This window comes from Aliikangiella coralliicola (assembly GCF_007004725.1).
GTDB classification, from domain to species: Bacteria; Pseudomonadota; Gammaproteobacteria; order Enterobacterales; family Kangiellaceae; genus Aliikangiella; species Aliikangiella coralliicola.
In genome coordinates, this window is the sequence record NZ_ML660168.1 from 293,805 (window position 1) to 313,270 (window position 19,466).

Sequence of the window (19,466 nt, forward strand, 5' to 3'; positions counted from 1 at the left end):
TTACCTGGCACTTTTCATCATTCGTTTTCTTATTTTGGAAGTCCCGTCAAAAGCGGACTAAAATTTGTTTAATTTTTATGCAAGATCCAAATAGCCCCAGACTATTAACTAGTGTATAATGCGCGCCTTTCGCGAATAGCGCCCCGAATACAGGTTTATTTTTTAACTTTTAAGAGTAGAACAATGGCTGATTTATCTAAATACAGGAACATAGGCATTTTCGCTCACGTTGACGCTGGTAAAACCACCACAACTGAGCGTATTTTGAAATTGACCGGAAAAATCCACAAAACCGGTGAAGTACATGACGGTGAATCAACTACCGACTTCATGGAACAGGAAGCCGAGCGCGGTATCACTATCCAGTCAGCTGCGACAACTTGTTTCTGGAAAGATCACCGAATGAACATCATCGATACTCCTGGACACGTTGACTTCACCGTTGAAGTTTACCGTTCATTGAAAGTACTTGACGGTGGTGTTGGTGTATTTTGTGGTTCTGGTGGTGTTGAGCCGCAATCAGAAACGAACTGGCGCTATGCAAACGAGTCAGAAGTTGCTCGTATCATCTTCGTCAATAAACTAGACCGTATGGGCGCAGACTTCTACCGAGTTGTTAAGCAGGTTGAAGATGTACTTGGCGCTAACCCGTTGGTAATGACGCTTCCTATAGGTACTGAAGACGACTTTGTTGGTGTTGTTGATGTATTAACCCAAAAAGCTTACGTATGGGACGATTCAGGACTTCCTGAAAACTTTGAAATTCAGGATATTCCAGCCGATCTTGTAGAGAAAGCTGCTGAATACCGAGAAATGCTTATCGAAACTGCAGTTGAGCAAGACGATGATTTGATGGAAGCATATCTTGAAGGTGAAGAGCCTTCACTCGAAGATATTAAGCGTTGTATTCGTAAAGGAACTAACGAATTAGCATTCTTCCCAACATACTGTGGTTCTGCGTTCAAAAACAAAGGCGTTCAAAATGTCCTTGACGCTGTTGTTGACTATTTGCCTTCTCCTACAGAAGTTAAACCGCAGCCGTTAACTGACGAAGAAGGTAACGAAACAGGTGAAGTTGCAACTGTTTCTACAGACGAGCCACTTCGCGCATTAGCTTTCAAAATAATGGATGACCGTTTTGGCGCGTTAACCTTTATCCGTATCTACTCTGGTATGTTAAATAAAGGTGATACAGTTTTAAATTCCTATACAGGAAAAACAGAACGTATTGGCCGTATGGTTGAAATGCATGCCGACGAGCGTACCGAGTTGAATAGCGCACAAGCTGGCGACATTATCGCCGTAGTTGGTATGAAAAATGTTCAGACAGGTCATACGTTATGTGCCACTGATCATCCATGTACACTTGAGCCAATGGTTTTCCCTGATCCAGTTATCTCTATCGCGGTTAAGCCGAAAGATAAAGGCGGCTCTGAAAAAATGGGAATCGCGATCGGTAAAATGGTTGCAGAAGATCCTTCATTTGTTGTTGAATCAGACGAAGAAACTGGTGAAACCATCCTTAAGGGTATGGGTGAACTTCACTTAGATATCAAAGTTGATATCTTGAAGCGTACCTACGGCGTTGAGTTAGAAGTTGGTAAACCTCAAGTGGCTTACCGTGAGACAATTACTCAAGCGATCGAAGATAGCTACACGCACAAGAAACAATCTGGTGGTTCTGGTCAATTCGGTAAAATCGATTACCGTATCAAGCCGGGCGAGCCAGGAACTGGCTTCAAATTTGAGTCAACAGTTGTTGGTGGTAATGTTCCTCGTGAATTCTGGCCAGCAGTTGAGAAAGGCTTCAAAAGCATGTTGGACGAAGGTGTCTTAGCTGGCTTCCCAGTATTAGATCTGGAAGTTGAATTATTTGACGGTGGTTTCCACGCAGTTGACTCATCAGCAGTTGCATTCGAAATCGCAGCAAAAGGCGCATTCCGTCAATCAATTCCAAAAGCTGGACCTCAATTAATTGAGCCAATCATGAAAGTTGACGTATTTACACCAGAAGATCACGTTGGTGATGTTATTGGTGACCTGAATCGTCGTCGTGGCATGATCAAGTCTCAAGAAGCTGGTGTTACTGGTGTTCGCATTAAAGCTGATGTGCCATTAGCAGAAATGTTCGGTTATATCGGTCACTTACGTACAATGACTTCAGGTCGTGGTCAATTCTCAATGGAATTCTCTCACTACTTGCCATGTCCAAACAGCGTTGCTGAAACGGTCATTGAAGAAGTTAAGGCACGTAACGAAAAGAAATAGTTTTCTAAAACGGCTAACTTTTCGAATAACCCCGGTTGTGAAAACATCCGGGGTTATTTTTTAACTTCAAACTCTGAAAAGTCAAACTGATCAATTCTGTTAACCTTACAAATATTAATGATCGAAGCGAGTACTTTATCAACTTTCGACTCTCTCGAATAAGCCAACCCAATCACTCGGTCAAACTGCATTCCCTTTACTTTCAACAGAGGAAGTTGCTGAGTATTATAAAAACTGGGGTGATCAGGAACAATCGCGGCGCCAACTCCGGCTGCAACCAGTTCCACCGCATACTCAACAGTGCGGATCCGTGCTCGAATATTCATTTTGATATCATGGGGCTCCAGTGAACGCATTAAGGTTCGCGTGACTAAACTAGGACTCCTCAAGATAAAATTAAGCCCGTCAAGGTCCTCAAATGACAACTCTGATTGATAACTGAGAGAGTGACCCGGTGGTAAAGCCATGAGGAATTCATCTCTCCAAAAAGGCAAAAATAATTCGCCGGGCTTCACCATGTTCGAGGAGATAATTCTTGCTTCGCATGATCGCTTTTCTGCATCAACCAATGTCAGCTCCAGCCCATCAACTGAGTCGATAATTTCTTTGATCAAATGACTCATTCTGGACGCACCAAGCGCAGGTACTACGCCTAAACGAAAAGGCTGAATAGCAGCCTTTTTTTGAAATAGTTGTTTAATCGAGCGTGCCTGGCCGGTCAGCTGTTGCGAAAGCGGGTATAAGCGATGACCTGCATCCGTTGGTGTGACACCGCGGGTATGACGCACGAACAGAGCTTCACCAAGGTAATGTTCCAAGTTCTGAATAGCGGCTGAAATTGACGGTTGAGACACAAAACAGTGCTTGGCGGCAGCACTGATACTCTCTAATTCGTAGGTTGACTCGAAATAGCGTAACTCACGCAAATCCATAAGGTTTTCCTATATCAAATATACGGAAACAATATTATTCCTTTAGCAAAAAAATAGCTATAGTGGCGGCCAATTTCTAGTACTTGTTTTTTTAATGGACACATTGATGAATACGCCCACTCAATCAATCGAGCAAATCTTCGAAAATATGTGGAATGACTATCTGGCTTTAAACCCTGATGCATTGAAGATTTTCAACCTGTTTAATCAAAAAGATACCGTGGTAAATGACCATGTTGCCTTCAGAACCTTTGGGTTGCCTGGTTTACGCGTTGAAGATATTGCTTCACCTCTGATCGAAGCCGGCTATAAAGAAGTAGAATCTTACAACTTCGAAAAGAAAAAGTTACGAGCCAAACATTACGCTCATCCTTCTATGCCGCTTGTTTTCATCAGCGAACTGAAAATAGAAGAATTCTCCGATGAAGCGCAAACCTTGATCAAACAGTTAGCTTCTCAAGTTGACTTAAACAGCGTAAAGGCTCAAAGCTTCCTTTATTCGGGCCGTCCATGGTCAGTATCTTCAGAGGTTTATGAGCGCTTGCTGGAAGAAAGTGAATACGCAGCCTGGGTCGCGGCCTTTGGCTATCGTCCGAATCACTTTACAGTTTCGATTAACGACCTAACTCAATTTCAATCAATTCAACAAGTTAATCAGTTTGTGAAAGATAATGGGTTCGCTTTGAATGTTTCGGGTGGAGAAGTTAAGGGAACACCAGAATCGTTTCTTGAGCAGTCTTCCACCATGGCTAACTCTGTTGAAGTGAAGTTTAGCGATATTAGCAAAACAATCCCGAGTTGTTTTTACGAGTTCGCATTGCGCCACCCAATGGCAAATGGTGAACTCTTCAAGGGTTTCATTGCTTCTTCAGCTGACAAAATTTTCGAGAGCACCAATAGCAAAGCCGCTTAGATTTATACTTTGTTGGATGCTTTTATGGGCGCTGCCTGCGCCCTCTTTTAGATTTTAGCCTTTGTTTGCCGACTATTATCTCATTTTTCATTACTCTTTTTGGCGACAGCGCCCGGCACGGGTATAATTACTCCTATTCTCTTTATATTCGCTTTTTAAAATGTCAGACAAAATCCACCGTTTTATTTTTGATACTCATGGGATCCGTGGCGAACTGGTAAAACTTAATGATTCGTGCGAGCGAATGTTAAAGGATCACCCCTATCCAACGATTCTCGCGACGCTGCTACAACAGGCCGCGGCGGTTAATGTTTTATTAGCAACGACACTGAAGTTTGAAGGAAAAATTTCAATCCAGCTGCAGACAAACCGGCAATTGAAAATGTTAGTCGTACAGACGACCCATAAATTAGGATTTCGTGGGCTGGTCCGTTTTGACCAACAAGCAGATTATTCAAACTCAACCTTCGCCGACTTAACTGAAGGCGGGCAGATGACAATCACAATCGAGCCTTTAAAAGGTAAGCGTTACCAGGGAATTGTCCCTTTGAACGGAAAAAACCTGGCAGAATGCGTTGAGAACTATTTTAATCAATCGGAACAATTAGAAACTCGAATTTGGTTGTTCAATGATGAAGAGCAAGTATTTGGGCTAATGCTACAGGCTCTGCCTGATATGTTAAGTCAAGATTCCTTTGAGCATCTTGTTTATCTGGCATCTACACTGACAAAAGAAGAGTGCCTGTCGGTAGATAGCGATATTTTATTACATCGCCTATTTCATCAGGAAAGTGTGCGCGGCCTTACCGTCGATCCGGTGAAATTTACTTGTGGTTGCAGTCAACAGAAAATGCTCAACTCTCTCAGCTTACTCCCTGAAGAAGAAATTAATGAAATATTGGAAACAAAAGGACAAATTTCAGTTAAATGTGAATTTTGTTTAAATCAGTTCCGCTTTTCTGAGCTCGATCTAAAATCACATAAAAGTTTGCAAGGAAATGCGACTAAACACTAGTCGTATTTCCACCTGCTACGTCACCCCGCTTATTCAGAGTTCCTAAAGCGTATTAGAAAATAAAGAAAAAACTCTGCTATTCTTAAATTATCTACCGTTCTTAATCCAAGGCAGGATAGCAGAATGTCGACTTCTGACGAGATTAAAAGTACAGATTTTTCAGATGATAAAATTTGGCAAAATCCGGCCAGAGAACCAATAAGTAGTATAAAAGCTCAATTAGAAACCAGGGCTAACACCAGAATTCCGATGGATGGTTTTTCTTTAGCTAGAGAAAATCTGTCTGAAATTAACCTGGTCAACAGAACCTCCAAAAATGGTTTTCAGTTGATTAACTCGGATCTCTACCGCGCCAACCTGGAAAACGCACACTTGTTCATGCTCGATCTTTCTGGCAGCTCGCTAATGAAAGCTAACCTTGCCAACGCAAATTTGCATTACGCAAATCTCGAAGGATGCAACCTGTTAGGCGTGAATCTAAAAGGTGCCAGAATAGAGCACGTGAACTGGGGTAAGCAAATACCTCAAGAAACCCAGGCAAAAAGGGCAAAAAGCCGCGACAACCAAATCGATCTTTATCAGCAAGCAGAAGAGATATATCGCAATCTCAGGCAAACCGCCGAGCATCAGGGACTATTTGAATTTGCCGGGCACTTTTTCCAGAAAGAAATGGTTATGCGACGTAGGCAACTCCCCAAGTATTCATTTAAAAGAATCATTTCTAGATTGGTCGATATCTTCTGTGGTTATGGTGAACGTCCACTAAAAGTTATCGCTTTCTCGCTGATTGTTATCGTACTCTTCGCGACTTTGTATTTTTTCTCAGGTCTTTCATTTAGTGGTGAATCATTGGCATTTGATCCGAGTATGAGTTTTTGGGAGAACATTAAAATATACTTTACTGCACTTTACTTTAGCGTTGTGACCTTTACGACACTTGGCTACGGCGATCTTGCGCCAATCGGCGTTGCCCGAGCGCTTGCAGCACTTGAGGCATTTTTGGGTAGTTTTACACTGGCACTATTTGTCGTAGTTTTTGTGAAGAAAATGACTCGATAATCAATATTATTTTAAAGCAATAGAAAAATATCGCATGCACAAAAAAGGCGCCCTAAAGCGCCTTTTTCGGACAAGATTTTGCTTAATTAAGCAATGATCTTAGCAACCACACCGGCACCAACAGTTCGGCCACCTTCACGGATAGCAAAACGTAAACCGTCGTCCATCGCAATCGGTGCAATCAACTCGATGACCATCTTGATGTTGTCACCTGGCATGACCATTTCAACACCTTCCGGTAACTCACAAGCACCTGTCACATCCGTAGTACGGAAGTAGAACTGTGGACGGTAGCCTTTGAAGAATGGCGTATGACGACCACCTTCATCTTTGCTTAAGATATAAACTTCTGCTTCGAACTTAGTGTGCGGCGTAATTGAACCTGGCTTCGCTAATACCTGACCACGCTCTACTTCATCACGCTTCGTTCCACGTAACAGAATTCCTACATTGTCGCCCGCTCGACCTTCGTCAAGTAGCTTACGGAACATTTCAACGCCTGTTACAGTTGTTTTGGTAGTCTCTTTGATACCAACAATTTCAATTTCTTCACCAACTGTCACAATTCCACGCTCGATACGACCGGTTACTACCGTTCCACGACCTGAGATTGAGAAAACATCTTCAATCGGCATGATGAAATCTTTATCGATGTCACGCTCTGGCTCTGGAATGTATGAATCTAGTGCTGCAGCTAACTCAAGGATAGCACCTTTACCTAAATCACCTTCATCGCCTTCCAACGCTTTCAACGCTGAACCTTTGATGATTGGCGTGTCGTCACCTGGGAATTCGTAAGCGTCTAACAACTCACGCACTTCCATTTCAACTAGCTCTAACAACTCTTCGTCATCAACCATGTCGCATTTGTTTAAGAAAACAACAATCTTTGGTACACCAACCTGACGAGAAAGAAGGATATGCTCACGCGTTTGTGGCATCGGGCCATCTGCTGCTGAACAAACCAGAATCGCACCGTCCATTTGAGCTGCACCGGTAATCATGTTTTTAACATAGTCAGCATGGCCTGGGCAGTCTACGTGTGCGTAGTGACGACCTTCTGTTTCATACTCTACGTGTGAGGTCGCTATCGTGATACCACGCTCTTTCTCTTCTGGTGCATTATCGATTTCGTCGAATGCTTTTTGCTCTCCACCGAATGCCGCTGACAACACCGTACACATCGCCGCTGTCAATGTTGTTTTTCCATGGTCAACGTGGCCAATTGTTCCTACGTTCACATGGGGTTTGGTTCGTTCAAATTTTTCTTTTGACATTACCTTTTCCTCGTTGAATTAATGTTAATACTAAAATGATAAAATAAAACAAATATTAATAATTAAAATCGCATCGCTTCTGAAACGCTCGCAGGCGCTTCTGCATACTTTGCAAATTCCATTGAATAACTAGCACGGCCCTGAGTTGCGCTACGCAAATCGGTGGCATAGCCAAACATTTCTCCAAGTGGTACTTCTGCTCGAATTACTTTTCCTGATGGATTGTCATCCATTCCCTGTACCAAGCCACGGCGACGATTAAGGTCTCCCATGACATCACCCATATAATCTTCCGGGGTCACTACTTCTACAGCCATAATTGGCTCAAGTAGAATAGGATCTGCTTCCAGCGCACCTTGTCTGAACCCCATCGAGCCAGCAATTTTGAATGCCATTTCGTTGGAGTCTACGTCGTGAAACGAACCGTCGAACAAAGTGACTTTAACGTCAACCATTGGATAACCGGAAAAAACTCCTTGTTGCATCTGCTCTTGCGCACCTTTGTCAACGGCTGGAATGTATTCTCTAGGAACAACCCCCCCAACGATCTCATTAACAAATTCATATCCTTCGCCCGATGCTTTAGGCTCAATTTTTAGCCAAACATGTCCATATTGTCCACGCCCGCCGGATTGTCGAACAAACTTACCTTCAGCCTCAACAGATTTTCGGATAGTCTCACGATAGGCGACCTGAGGCTTACCGATGTTTGCATCGACTTTAAACTCACGCTTCATACGGTCAACAATTATGTCGAGATGAAGTTCACCCATACCAGAAATAATGGTTTGTCCTGACTCTTCATCAGTTTCCACACGAAAAGACGGGTCTTCTTGCGCTAACTTACCGAGCGCAATCCCCATTTTTTCCTGGTCTGGTTTTGTTCTTGGCTCAACAGCAACCGAAATAACCGGCTCGGGAAATTCCATCCGCTCAAGCACAATCTTTTTGTTTGGGTCACAAAAGGTATCACCAGTTGTAACTTCTTTAACACCGATTGCGGCAGCAATATCACCAGCATAGACTTCTTTAACTTCTTCTCGAGAATTGGAGTGCATTTGCACAATTCTACCAACTCGTTCTTTCTTACCTTTAACGGAGTTGTATATCTGATCGCCTGTTCTTAAAACGCCAGAATACACGCGGAAGAATGTTAGAGTGCCAACAAAGGGATCAGTCGCAATTTTGAACGCTAATGCGGCAAAGGGACCATCATCCTCAGGTGGGCGAGAAGCTTCAGTTTCACCATCCTCCAATACACCGGTAATAGGTGGAATATCAATTGGTGCCGGCATGAAATCAATTACCGCGTCCAATACCGCCTGCACGCCCTTATTTTTAAAAGCACTTCCGCAGGTAGCAACGACGATCTCATTAGATAAAGTTCGTAAACGCAGTCCGGCTTTAATTTCTTGCTCGGATAAATCTCCTTCTTCGAGGTATTTATCCATCAATTCGTCATTGGCTTCAGCTGCTGCTTCAACCAACTTTTCCCGCCACTCTTCACAGTCGGAAAGCATATTTGCTGGAATTTCAGCATATTCAAAGGTCATGCCTCTATCTGCTTCATTCCAATAAATCGCTTTCATTTTAATCAGGTCGACAACGCCGGTGAATTCTTCTTCAGAACCAATAGGTAATTGAATAGGAACCGGGGTCGAACCAAGGCGATTTTCAATTTGCTCAACAACCCTTAAAAAATCGGCGCCTGCTCGGTCCATTTTGTTAACAAACACCATGCGTGGAACTTGGTATTTGTTAGCCTGGCGCCAAACAGTTTCTGACTGTGGCTCAACACCGGAAGAAGCACAGAAAACAACTACCGCACCATCTAGTACACGCAGGGAACGCTCTACTTCAATCGTGAAGTCAACGTGTCCAGGCGTATCAATTATGTTGATGCGGTGATTTTCATATTGACGTTGCATTCCACGCCAAAAGGTTGTGGTTGCCGCTGAAGTGATGGTAATGCCACGCTCTTGTTCTTGCTCCATCCAGTCCATAGTGGCTGCGCCATCATGAACCTCACCAATCTTATGCGACAAACCAGTATAGAATAATACGCGCTCAGTGGTTGTGGTTTTACCAGCATCCACATGCGCGACTATACCGATGTTGCGATAGAGATTAATAGGAGTAGTTCGTGCCATTAATATTCCCTCGGGAGACTCTTATTTCTTCTAATCAAATAGTTAAGTCGAATATGAGACAATCTTACCAACGGTAGTGAGCAAATGCTTTATTTGCTTCAGCCATACGGTGAACGTCTTCACGTTTCTTAACACAAGAACCGCGGTTCTCAATTGCATCTAGTAATTCACCAGCAAGGCGAGCGTCCATAGACTTTTCACCACGCTTACGTGAACCTTCAACCAACCAACGCATTGCAAGCGCGGTTTGGCGAGAAGGACGAACTTCGACAGGAACCTGATAAGTAGAACCACCCACTCGGCGTGATTTAACTTCTACCAAAGGCTTAATCTTGTCCAAACCTTCCTCAAAAACTGGTAACGCATCTTCAATGTTTTTCTTTTCTTTGATGATATCTAATGCACTGTAAACAATTTTTTCTGCTACAGATTTCTTACCATCAACCATTAATACGTTAATGAATTTAGCTAATAGCTCACTTCCAAACTTAGGATCTGGCAAGATCTCACGTTTGGCGACTACGCGTCTTCTAGGCATAATATATTTTCCTATGTGTTTCTTCAGGTTTATCCAGAACTGTGCCCGGACCTTACTCACATCACTAAAGGGATGTCTGTTAACACTCAACCCAGTTATTAACCCAAACCCGTTGCAAGTTTGGGAGAACACTGTGAACTAGCTGAATGTCAGTATTTTTGAATCGAACAACTTATTGAATAAATTATCGATTCCGATTAATAAGCGATAAACGCTTACTTTGGTCGCTTAGCACCGTACTTGGAGCGGCCTTGTTTACGATCTTTCACACCTGCCAAGTCAAGATTTCCACGAACACAGTGATAACGAACACCAGGTAAGTCTTTAACACGACCACCACGGATCATAACAACGCTATGCTCTTGAAGATTGTGACCTTCACCACCGATGTATGAAGTCACTTCGTAGCCGTTTGTTAAACGAACACGAGCAACTTTACGTAGTGCTGAATTTGGCTTTTTAGGGGTGGTAGTGTAAACACGAGTACAAACACCACGCTTTTGAGGATTAGCTTCAAGCGCAGGTACGTTACTCTTTTGAACCACTTTTTTACGCGGCTTGCGAACCAACTGATTAATAGTTGACATTGTTTACAATAACTCCAGCTTTTACATTAAACTTTTACGTTAATTATTACACCCTAGTTTACGGGCAAAATGCTCAACCCGTATTTCAGGGAGCGGCATTGTAATTGCCAGTATCTAAGATGTCAAGATGACCACCAATCCTTTTGCATAAAAAATGATCAGTGGTCACTACTTATTTACGCTTCTTCTCCACCTAAATCGGTTGAGCTTAAAGCATCACTTAACGCCTTTTCTGCTTCTTCAGCAGATACCGACTCATCGACTTCAAAGTCAAACTCACCGGCCAATCGCTTGCGACGCTCTTCGTGGTAACTCAAGCCGGTACCGGCAGGAATCAAGCGACCGACAATCACGTTCTCTTTAAGGCCGGATAATCGATCTTTCTTACCACTTACAGCAGCTTCAGTCAGTACTCGAGTAGTCTCCTGGAACGATGCGGCAGAAACAAACGATTCTGTTGCAAGAGATGCTTTGGTGATACCCATCAGCACTCGCTCAAATTGAACTAACTCTTTACCTTCTGATTCCAGCTTATCATTCACCTCAAGTACGCGCACATATTCCATCTGCTCGCCTTTGAGTAATAAACTGTCGCCTGGATTCGTAATAATGACTTTGCGCAACATTTGACGAACAATACTCTCAATGTGCTTGTCATTAATTTTTACACCCTGCAAACGGTATACATCTTGTACTTCGTTTGCGATGTAGTTTGCTAATGGGCTAACCCCTTTAAGACGTAAAATATCATGTGGGTTATCTGCGCCGTCAGACACAACCTCACCCTTTTCTACTTTTTCACCTTCAAACACGTTGAAGTGACGCCATTTGTGGATTAACTCTTCGTATGCATCGCCTTCAGGTGGTGTAATCACCAGACGTCGCTTACCTTTGGTTTCTTTACCAAAGCTAACTGTTCCAGATATTTCTGCCAGTATTGCAGGCTCTTTCGGTTTACGCGCTTCGAACAAGTCTGCCACTCGTGGAAGACCACCGGTAATATCTCCAGTTTTCGAACCTTCTTGAGGAATACGAGCAATCGCCGTACCTACACCAACTTGCGAACCATCTTCAATATTAACAATCGCATTTACTGGTAGGATATACTGCGCAGGCATTGTTGTACCTGGGATCAGCAGCTCTTTACCTTTACTATCATAAAGCTTAATCATCGGGCGTAAGTCGTTAGACTTAGTACCTGTACGCTTTGATTCAGTAATAACCAAAGAACTCAACCCTGTTAACTCGTCCGTTTGGCGAGTCATGTTAACACCTTCAATCAAGTCAACCATTTTGATTGTACCGGCAATCTCGGTAATGATTGGATGCGTATGAGGGTCCCAGTTGGCAACAATATCGCCACCATTAACTTTGTCACCATCATTGAGTTCTAGTACAGAACCATATGGCACTTTATATCTTTCACGCTCTCGACCAAACTCATCTAAAAGCGTTAACTCGGTTGAACGCGAAACAATAACCAATTTACTGTCGTCTCTGGTTACATATTTCGCATTGTGTAGCTTCAAAGTACCGTCGTTCTTGATCTGAACATTATTTTCCGCACTCGCACGAGATGCAGCACCACCGATATGGAAAGTACGCATAGTCAGCTGGGTACCTGGCTCACCAATCGATTGGGCAGCGATAACACCAACAGACTCACCGATGTTAACACGATGTCCACGGGCCAAATCACGACCGTAACACTGAGCACAAACACCATGGCGAGTTTCACAGGTAATTACAGAGCGAACTACAACTTGGTCAACACTATTTTGTTCAAGGATTTCAACCCAACCTTCGTCTAATAAAGTTCCTGCTTCACAAAGAACATCGTCAGTACCAGGCTTATATATATGATCAGCATTTACACGACCAAGTACTCGTTCGCGCAATGGCTCAACAACATCACCACCTTCAATCAATGGTGTCATGGTTAATCCTTTTTCAGTTCCACAATCTAGTTCAGTGATAACCAAATCTTGTGCAACATCAACCAATCGACGTGTCAGGTAACCTGAGTTTGCTGTTTTAAGTGCGGTATCAGCCAAACCTTTACGAGCACCGTGAGTAGAAATAAAGTATTCAAGTACTGTTAGACCTTCACGGAAGTTCGCTTTAATCGGACTCTCAATAATTGAGCCATCCGGCTTTGCCATCAAACCACGCATACCAGCAAGCTGTCTAATCTGAGCCGCGCTACCACGAGCACCAGAGTCGGCCATCATATAAATTGAGTTGAACGACTCTTGTTGAACAGTTTCGCCTTCAGCGTTAACAACATCCTCAAAGCTGAGGTTGTCCATCATTGCCTTGGCAACTTGTTCATTGGTGTGAGACCAGATATCAACAACTTTGTTGTATCTTTCGCCCTGGGTTACCAGACCTGAAGCAAACTGAGCTTCAATTTCCCGAACTTCTTGTTCAGAGCTATCAATAATCGTTTTCTTTTGCTCTGGGATGACCATGTCATCAATTCCAACGGACGCACCGGAAAGTGTTGCATAGTTAAATCCGGTATACATCAAGTGGTCAGCAAAGATAACTGTTTCTTTAAGACCTAGACGACGATATGCCTGGTTAACCAAGTTAGAAATCGCTTTCTTCGTCATCTTTTGATTAACTAACTTAAACGGTAGACCTTTCGGAACAATCTCTGAAAGTAGGGCACGACCAACCGTGGTTTCTACTAAAGAAGTGGTTTCTTTTCTTTCACCATTTTCATCAACAGTCGTCTCTGACAGTCGAACTTTCACTTTAGCATGTAACGCAGTCTCGCCGTTTCGATAAGCACGCAATGCTTCGGCTGTATCAGCAAACACCATACCTTCGCCTCGATCATTTATTTTTTCGCGAGTAAGGTAGTAAAGCCCGAGTACAACGTCTTGAGTTGGAACAATAATCGGCTCACCGTTTGCAGGTGACAATACATTGTTAGTCGCCATCATTAACGAGCGAGACTCTAACTGAGCTTCAATCGTTAGTGGGACGTGGACCGCCATTTGGTCACCATCGAAGTCAGCGTTATAAGCAACACACACTAATGGGTGTAACTGAATCGCTTTACCTTCGATTAATACAGGTTCAAACGCTTGAATACCAAGTCTGTGAAGTGTTGGCGCTCGGTTTAGAAGCACAGGGTGTTCACGAATGACTTCTTCCAGGATATCCCAAACGACAGGTTCTTCTCTTTCAACCATTTTCTTGGCTGCTTTAATTGTCGTTGCGAGACCTCTTAATTCGAGCTTTCCAAAAATAAATGGCTTAAATAGTTCCAATGCCATTTTTTTCGGCAAACCGCATTGGTGTAGTCGTAAAGTAGGGCCAACAACAATAACCGAACGGCCAGAATAATCAACACGCTTTCCTAACAGGTTTTGACGGAAACGTCCTTGCTTACCTTTAATCATATCTGCTAATGATTTCAAAGGACGTTTGTTAGAACCAGTGATTGCTCGACCGCGGCGACCATTATCTAACAATGCATCAACCGCTTCTTGTAACATTCTTTTTTCGTTACGCACGATGATATCAGGTGCATTAAGATCCAATAAACGCTTAAGTCGATTATTACGGTTGATAACACGTCGGTACAAGTCATTCAAATCAGATGTTGCAAAACGGCCACCATCCAATGGAACTAATGGACGTAAATCAGGTGGAAGAACAGGCAATACTGTCATAATCATCCACTCTGGCTTATTGCCGGACTCAATGAAAGCTTCCAGTAATTTCAGGCGCTTGGTGAATTTTTTCAGCTTGGTTTCTGAATTGGTATTCGGAATTTCATCACGAATAGCTCTTGCTTCCTCTTCAGTATCAAGCTCAATTAGCAACGTCATGACCGCTTCTGCGCCCATTTTTGCTTCAAACTCATCGCCAAACTCTTCTAGCGCGTCGAGATAAGATTCTTCACTCAGCAACTGACCACGCTCAAGTGTTGTCATTCCAGGCTCTGTAACAACAAATGCTTCAAAATAAAGCACTCGCTCGATGTCTCTAAGCGTCATATCCAGCATTAAACCGATACGAGACGGTAATGATTTCAAGAACCAGATATGAGCAACCGGACACGCTAAGTCAATGTGACCCATTCTTTCTCGACGAACTTTCGCCAGCGCGACTTCTACACCACACTTTTCACAAATAACACCACGATGCTTAAGTCTTTTATATTTACCACAAAGACATTCGTAGTCTTTGACTGGTCCAAAAATCTTGGCACAGAATAAACCGTCTCTTTCCGGTTTAAACGTACGATAGTTAATGGTTTCCGGCTTCTTAACTTCACCAAACGACCATGAGCGGATCATTTCTGGTGAAGCTAAACCAATGCGAATCGCATCGAATTCTTCAGTTTGATTCTGCTGTTTTATAAAGTTTAATAAATCTTTCAACTTATTCTCCTCCCGGAGTGGTAAAAAACTGATGGTTAATCGCTTGCGTTTCTCTCACCAATAGAGAACGCAAGCAGTTTCGCATTTGTATTTAGCCTTCTTGTTCCAACTCGATATTAATACCAAGAGAACGAATTTCTTTAACTAATACATTGAAAGATTCAGGCATCCCTGGATCCATACGATGATCACCATCAACAATATTTTTGTACATCCGCGTACGACCATTAACATCGTCCGACTTAACAGTAAGCATCTCTTGAAGTGTGTATGTAGCACCATATGCTTCGAGTGCCCATACTTCCATCTCTCCGAAACGCTGTCCACCAAATTGCGCTTTACCACCTAGCGGCTGTTGAGTAACCAAGCTGTAAGAGCCGGTAGAACGAGCATGCATTTTGTCATCAACCAAGTGGTTCAGTTTCAGCATATACATGTAACCAACGGTTACCGGACGCTCAAATCTTTCACCAGTACGGCCATCAAACAACCAGGATTGTCCTGATCGGTTTTGATCTGCTACTTCTAATAAATGCTTGATTTCAGACTCTTTTGCACCATCAAATACCGGTGTCCCCATTGGAACTCCGCCTTTAAGATTGTTAGCCATATTCATGACTTCTTGATCGCTGAGCGAATCAAGATCAACCGTCGGCTCATCGCGGTGGTTATAAATTTTGTCAAGAAGTTCACGCATCCTGACGACGTCCTGATGCTCTTCAAGCATGTCGTTAATTTTTCTTCCTAGTCCTTTAGCAGCCCAACCAAGGTGAGTCTCAAGAATCTGCCCGATGTTCATTCGAGACGGAACCCCAAGTGGGTTAAGAACAATATCCACAGGCTCACCATTTTCTAGATAAGGCATATCTTCAACCGGAACTATATTAGAGATAACCCCTTTGTTTCCGTGACGTCCCGCCATTTTATCGCCTGGTTGAATACGACGTTTAACTGCCATGTAAACTTTTACAACTTTCAATACGCCAGGCGCTAAATCATCACCTTGAGTAATCTTAACGCGCTTGATTTCTAACTTCTTATCGTACTCTTTCTTTTGCTCTTCTAAGTTTGCAGCCAGAGCTTCTATTTGAGTCTGTAGTTTTTCATCACGAAGCTGAATATCTAACCATTGATTTGCACCAATTTCTTCTAGATATTCTTCAGTGATAGTAGTTCCCTTCTTTAATCTCTCAGGACCTTTTTCAGCTACCGCACCGTTTAAGATCTTAAATGCTCGACCTTGAATGTTACCTTTCAAAATAGCAAGTTCGTCATTTAAGTCTTTTCTTACTCGAGCAATTTCACTTGCTTCGATATCAAGTGCACGGGCATCTTTATCAACACCATCGCGAGTGAAAACTTGAACATCAATAACTGTACCAACTGTTCCTGAAGATACGCGCAATGAAGTATCTTTAACATCGCTAGCTTTTTCACCAAAAATAGCACGCAGAAGTTTTTCTTCCGGCGTTAATTGCGTCTCCCCTTTTGGTGTTACTTTACCGACAAGTATATCGCCCGCTTTAACTTCAGCACCGACATAAACAATACCGGACTCATCAAGTTTAGCTAGTGCACTCTCACCTACATTTGGAATATCCGCAGTAATTTCTTCCGCTCCAAGTTTAGTGTCTCGAGCGATACAAGTAAGCTCTTGAATATGAATACTAGTAAATCGGTCTTCTTTTACAACATTCTCAGAAATCAGAATTGAATCCTCGAAGTTATAGCCATTCCAAGGCATAAATGCGATTTTCATATTCTGACCCAATGCCAGCTCACCTAAATCAGTAGATGGACCGTCAGCGAGAACATCACCACGGCCAATTTTATCGCCGACATTGACGATTGGTCGCTGGTTAATACAAGTGTTTTGGTTTGAACGGGTATATTTCGTCAGGTTGTAAATATCAACCCCGGCTTCACCACCAATTGTTTCGTCATCGTTGACTCTAACAACAATACGGCTGGCATCAACAAACTCGATAACACCACCACGGCTGGCAGCAACTGTTACCCCTGAATCGACCGCAACAGTTCTCTCCATACCTGTTCCAACTAATGGCTTGTCAGCACGTAAAGTTGGGACGGCTTGTCGTTGCATGTTCGAGCCCATCAATGCACGGTTAGCATCATCATGCTCCAAGAATGGAATCATTGAAGCCGCAACAGATACAATTTGCTGTGGAGAAACGTCCATATATTGCACGTTATCAGATGTTGTCAGTGTAAACTCGCCCTTAAAACGACAAGAAATCAGGTCATCAGTCATTTTGCCTGACGAATCTAAAGTCACATTAGCCTGTGCAATGTAGAAATTTCCTTCATCAATAGCTGAAAGATAATCAATTTGATCGGTCGCCTGGCCATTTTCTACGCGACGATATGGAGTTTCTAAAAATCCGTAATCATTGGTACGAGCATAACAAGCCAGCGAGTTGATCAATCCGATGTTTGGCCCCTCCGGCGTTTCAATCGGGCAAACACGACCATAGTGGGTTGGATGTACGTCACGAACCTCAAATCCAGCTCGTTCACGAGTTAACCCGCCAGGTCCTAATGCAGAAACACGACGCTTATGGGTAATTTCTGATAATGGGTTATTCTGATCCATAAACTGTGACAGCTGGCTTGAGCCAAAGAATTCTTTAATAGCAGCAGATACAGGTTTTGCATTGATCAAATCTTGAGGCATTAAGTTATCCGCTTCAGCCATGCTTAATCGCTCTTTAACAGCACGCTCTACACGAACTAAGCCAACACGGAATTGGTTTTCTGCCATTTCGCCAACACTTCTGATTCGACGATTACCCAAATGGTCAATATCGTCAACGTCGCCTTTACCATTTCGAATATCTAATAAGGTATTAACGACATCGATAACATCTTGCTTAGAAAGCGTTCCTTCACCTTCATCATCACCTCTTCCAACACGTCGGTTAAACTTCATACGTCCGACTCTTGAAAGGTCATAGCGATCATCAGTAAAGAAAAGATTTTCAAATAACGCTTCGGCTGATTCCTTCGTTGGTGGCTCGCCCGGTCGCATCATTCGATAGATTTCAATTAAAGCCTCTAAAGCGCTGTTAGTTGGATCGACCCGCAAAGTGTCAGATATATAAGGACCACAATCTAGATCATTGGTGTAAAGCGTTTCAAATTGCTTAACACCGGCTTCCGTTAGCTTGGTGATCAATTCTTCTGTAATTTCAGCATTAGCTTCGACAAATACTTCGCCTGTTTCTTCATCGATGATTTCTTTGGCCATAGCCTTGCCAATAAGAAAATCGGCAGGAATTTCTATTTGAGAAATGCCGGCTTTATCAAGCTCTTTAATATGTCGAACAGTAACACGGCGTCCTGCTTCAACAATAACTTTGCCACGCTTACCTTTAATATCGAAGTTTGCTGTTTCACCTCGCAGACGCTCAGGAATAAGGTCGAGCGTAAAAATTCCTTCTGCATCAATTTCAATACTATCTGTGTCGTAAAACATGTCGATCATTTCTGGCGTAGTGTAACCCAATGCTCTTAGCAAAATGGTTGCAGGCAGTTTACGACGTCGGTCTATTCGGACAAACAAACAGTCTTTTGGGTCAAACTCAAAATCTAACCAAGAACCTCGGTATGGAATAACGCGCGCGTTATATAACAATTTGCCAGATGAATGAGTTTTACCTTTATCTGAGTCAAAGAAAACACCAGGACTTCTATGTAGCTGAGAAACAATGACACGCTCAGTTCCATTAATAACAAAAGTTCCGTTCTCAGTCATCAATGGCATTTCGCCCATATATACTTCTTGTTCACGGACTTCTTTGATATTTTTATTTTTACTTTCTTTGTCGTAGATTACTAAGCGAATTTTTACTTTCAGCGAAGCTGAATAAGTAACGCTGCGAATTTGACATTCTTTTACGTCAAAAACCGGCTCACCCAATGAATAGCTAATATACTCCAGCGCAGCGGAGCCAGAGTAACTGGTAATCGGGAATACAGATTTAAATGCCTTCTCTAAGCCAGAGTCGACAATATCATCTTTGTTCAAAAAAGAGCGATAAGAATCTAGCTGTATTGCAAGCAGATAAGGTACATCTAAAACTCTTTTATTAAGACCAAAATCCTTACGGATTCGTTTTTTCTCAGTATATGAATATGCCATCTGGGCTCCTCAGTTAGCTTTCATTCATGCGTTATAATCAATTCTTGATACGGCGGAACTGACTATTGATGCTTGTATAAACTCACTACGACTAATCTTTTCTTTAACACTTACCACAAACCTGATTTCATTCTCAAAATATGGATAATTTTGTTCCAGGCCCGT

General features: G+C 42.7%; 11 protein-coding genes. 4 read left to right on the forward strand and 7 right to left on the reverse strand.

Annotated elements, in window-relative coordinates:
* Positions 1-183 precede the first annotated feature (183 nt).
* Positions 184-2,268 carry an elongation factor G gene (fusA, locus tag FLL46_RS20305; RefSeq protein WP_142933185.1) on the forward strand — a complete coding sequence of 695 codons (2,085 nt, stop codon included), beginning with the start codon at positions 184-186 and terminating at the stop codon, positions 2,266-2,268.
* Between the two features lie 53 nt (positions 2,269-2,321).
* Here fusA (FLL46_RS20305) and FLL46_RS20310 read toward each other — a convergent pair whose 3' ends face one another.
* Positions 2,322-3,200, reverse strand: a complete 879-nt coding sequence (locus FLL46_RS20310) for a LysR family transcriptional regulator (protein ID WP_142933186.1) — start codon at positions 3,198-3,200, stop codon at positions 2,322-2,324.
* 106 nt (positions 3,201-3,306) lie between these two features.
* Between FLL46_RS20310 and FLL46_RS20315 the strand changes: the two genes are divergently transcribed.
* The 3 genes from FLL46_RS20315 to FLL46_RS20325 all read left to right on the forward strand — a co-directional run bounded on the left by FLL46_RS20315 (position 3,307) and on the right by FLL46_RS20325 (position 6,187).
* Entirely contained in the window at positions 3,307-4,113 is an 807-nt protein-coding gene (locus FLL46_RS20315) for a DUF1338 domain-containing protein (RefSeq protein WP_142933187.1), read from the forward strand.
* Positions 4,114-4,273: 160 nt separating this feature from the next.
* Positions 4,274-5,128, forward strand: a complete 855-nt coding sequence (gene hslO, locus FLL46_RS20320) for an Hsp33 family molecular chaperone HslO (RefSeq protein WP_142933188.1) — start codon at positions 4,274-4,276, stop codon at positions 5,126-5,128.
* A 123-nt stretch (positions 5,129-5,251) separates the two neighbouring features.
* Entirely contained in the window at positions 5,252-6,187 is a 936-nt protein-coding gene (locus FLL46_RS20325) for an ion channel (protein WP_142933189.1), read from the forward strand.
* Between the two features lie 86 nt (positions 6,188-6,273).
* On the opposite strand, the gene tuf is transcribed toward FLL46_RS20325, so the two are convergent.
* The 6 genes from tuf to rpoB form a co-directional block, all read right to left on the reverse strand.
* Positions 6,274-7,464, reverse strand: coding sequence for an elongation factor Tu (gene tuf / locus FLL46_RS20330; RefSeq protein WP_142933190.1), 1,191 nt, complete (start codon positions 7,462-7,464; stop codon positions 6,274-6,276).
* Positions 7,465-7,526: 62 nt separating this feature from the next.
* Positions 7,527-9,614: an elongation factor G gene (gene fusA / locus FLL46_RS20335; RefSeq protein ID WP_142933191.1), complete on the reverse strand. Its 2,088-nt coding sequence runs from the start codon at positions 9,612-9,614 to the stop codon at positions 7,527-7,529.
* A gap of 64 nt (positions 9,615-9,678) precedes the next feature.
* Positions 9,679-10,152, reverse strand: coding sequence for a 30S ribosomal protein S7 (gene rpsG / locus FLL46_RS20340; protein WP_142933192.1), 474 nt, complete (start codon positions 10,150-10,152; stop codon positions 9,679-9,681).
* A 215-nt stretch (positions 10,153-10,367) separates the two neighbouring features.
* Complete coding sequence (gene rpsL / locus FLL46_RS20345; protein WP_142933193.1) at positions 10,368-10,739, reverse strand: 30S ribosomal protein S12; 372 nt, start codon at positions 10,737-10,739, stop codon at positions 10,368-10,370.
* A gap of 176 nt (positions 10,740-10,915) precedes the next feature.
* Positions 10,916-15,139 carry a DNA-directed RNA polymerase subunit beta' gene (rpoC, locus tag FLL46_RS20350; RefSeq protein ID WP_142933194.1) on the reverse strand — a complete coding sequence of 1,408 codons (4,224 nt, stop codon included), beginning with the start codon at positions 15,137-15,139 and terminating at the stop codon, positions 10,916-10,918.
* Positions 15,140-15,230: 91 nt separating this feature from the next.
* Positions 15,231-19,301 (reverse strand): DNA-directed RNA polymerase subunit beta, encoded by a 4,071-nt coding sequence (gene rpoB, locus FLL46_RS20355; protein WP_142933195.1) that lies wholly within the window; start codon positions 19,299-19,301, stop codon positions 15,231-15,233.
* Positions 19,302-19,466 lie beyond the last annotated feature (165 nt).

Coding starts and splice junctions, on each gene's coding strand:
- fusA (WP_142933185.1), top strand. CDS start 184: ATGGCTGATTTATCTAAATACAGGAACATAGGCATTTTCGCTCACGTT.
- FLL46_RS20310 (WP_142933186.1), bottom strand. CDS start 3,200: ATGGATTTGCGTGAGTTACGCTATTTCGAGTCAACCTACGAATTAGAG.
- FLL46_RS20315 (WP_142933187.1), top strand. CDS start 3,307: ATGAATACGCCCACTCAATCAATCGAGCAAATCTTCGAAAATATGTGG.
- hslO (WP_142933188.1), top strand. CDS start 4,274: ATGTCAGACAAAATCCACCGTTTTATTTTTGATACTCATGGGATCCGT.
- FLL46_RS20325 (WP_142933189.1), top strand. CDS start 5,252: ATGTCGACTTCTGACGAGATTAAAAGTACAGATTTTTCAGATGATAAA.
- tuf (WP_142933190.1), bottom strand. CDS start 7,464: ATGTCAAAAGAAAAATTTGAACGAACCAAACCCCATGTGAACGTAGGA.
- fusA (WP_142933191.1), bottom strand. CDS start 9,614: ATGGCACGAACTACTCCTATTAATCTCTATCGCAACATCGGTATAGTC.
- rpsG (WP_142933192.1), bottom strand. CDS start 10,152: ATGCCTAGAAGACGCGTAGTCGCCAAACGTGAGATCTTGCCAGATCCT.
- rpsL (WP_142933193.1), bottom strand. CDS start 10,739: ATGTCAACTATTAATCAGTTGGTTCGCAAGCCGCGTAAAAAAGTGGTT.
- rpoB (WP_142933195.1), bottom strand. CDS start 19,301: ATGGCATATTCATATACTGAGAAAAAACGAATCCGTAAGGATTTTGGT.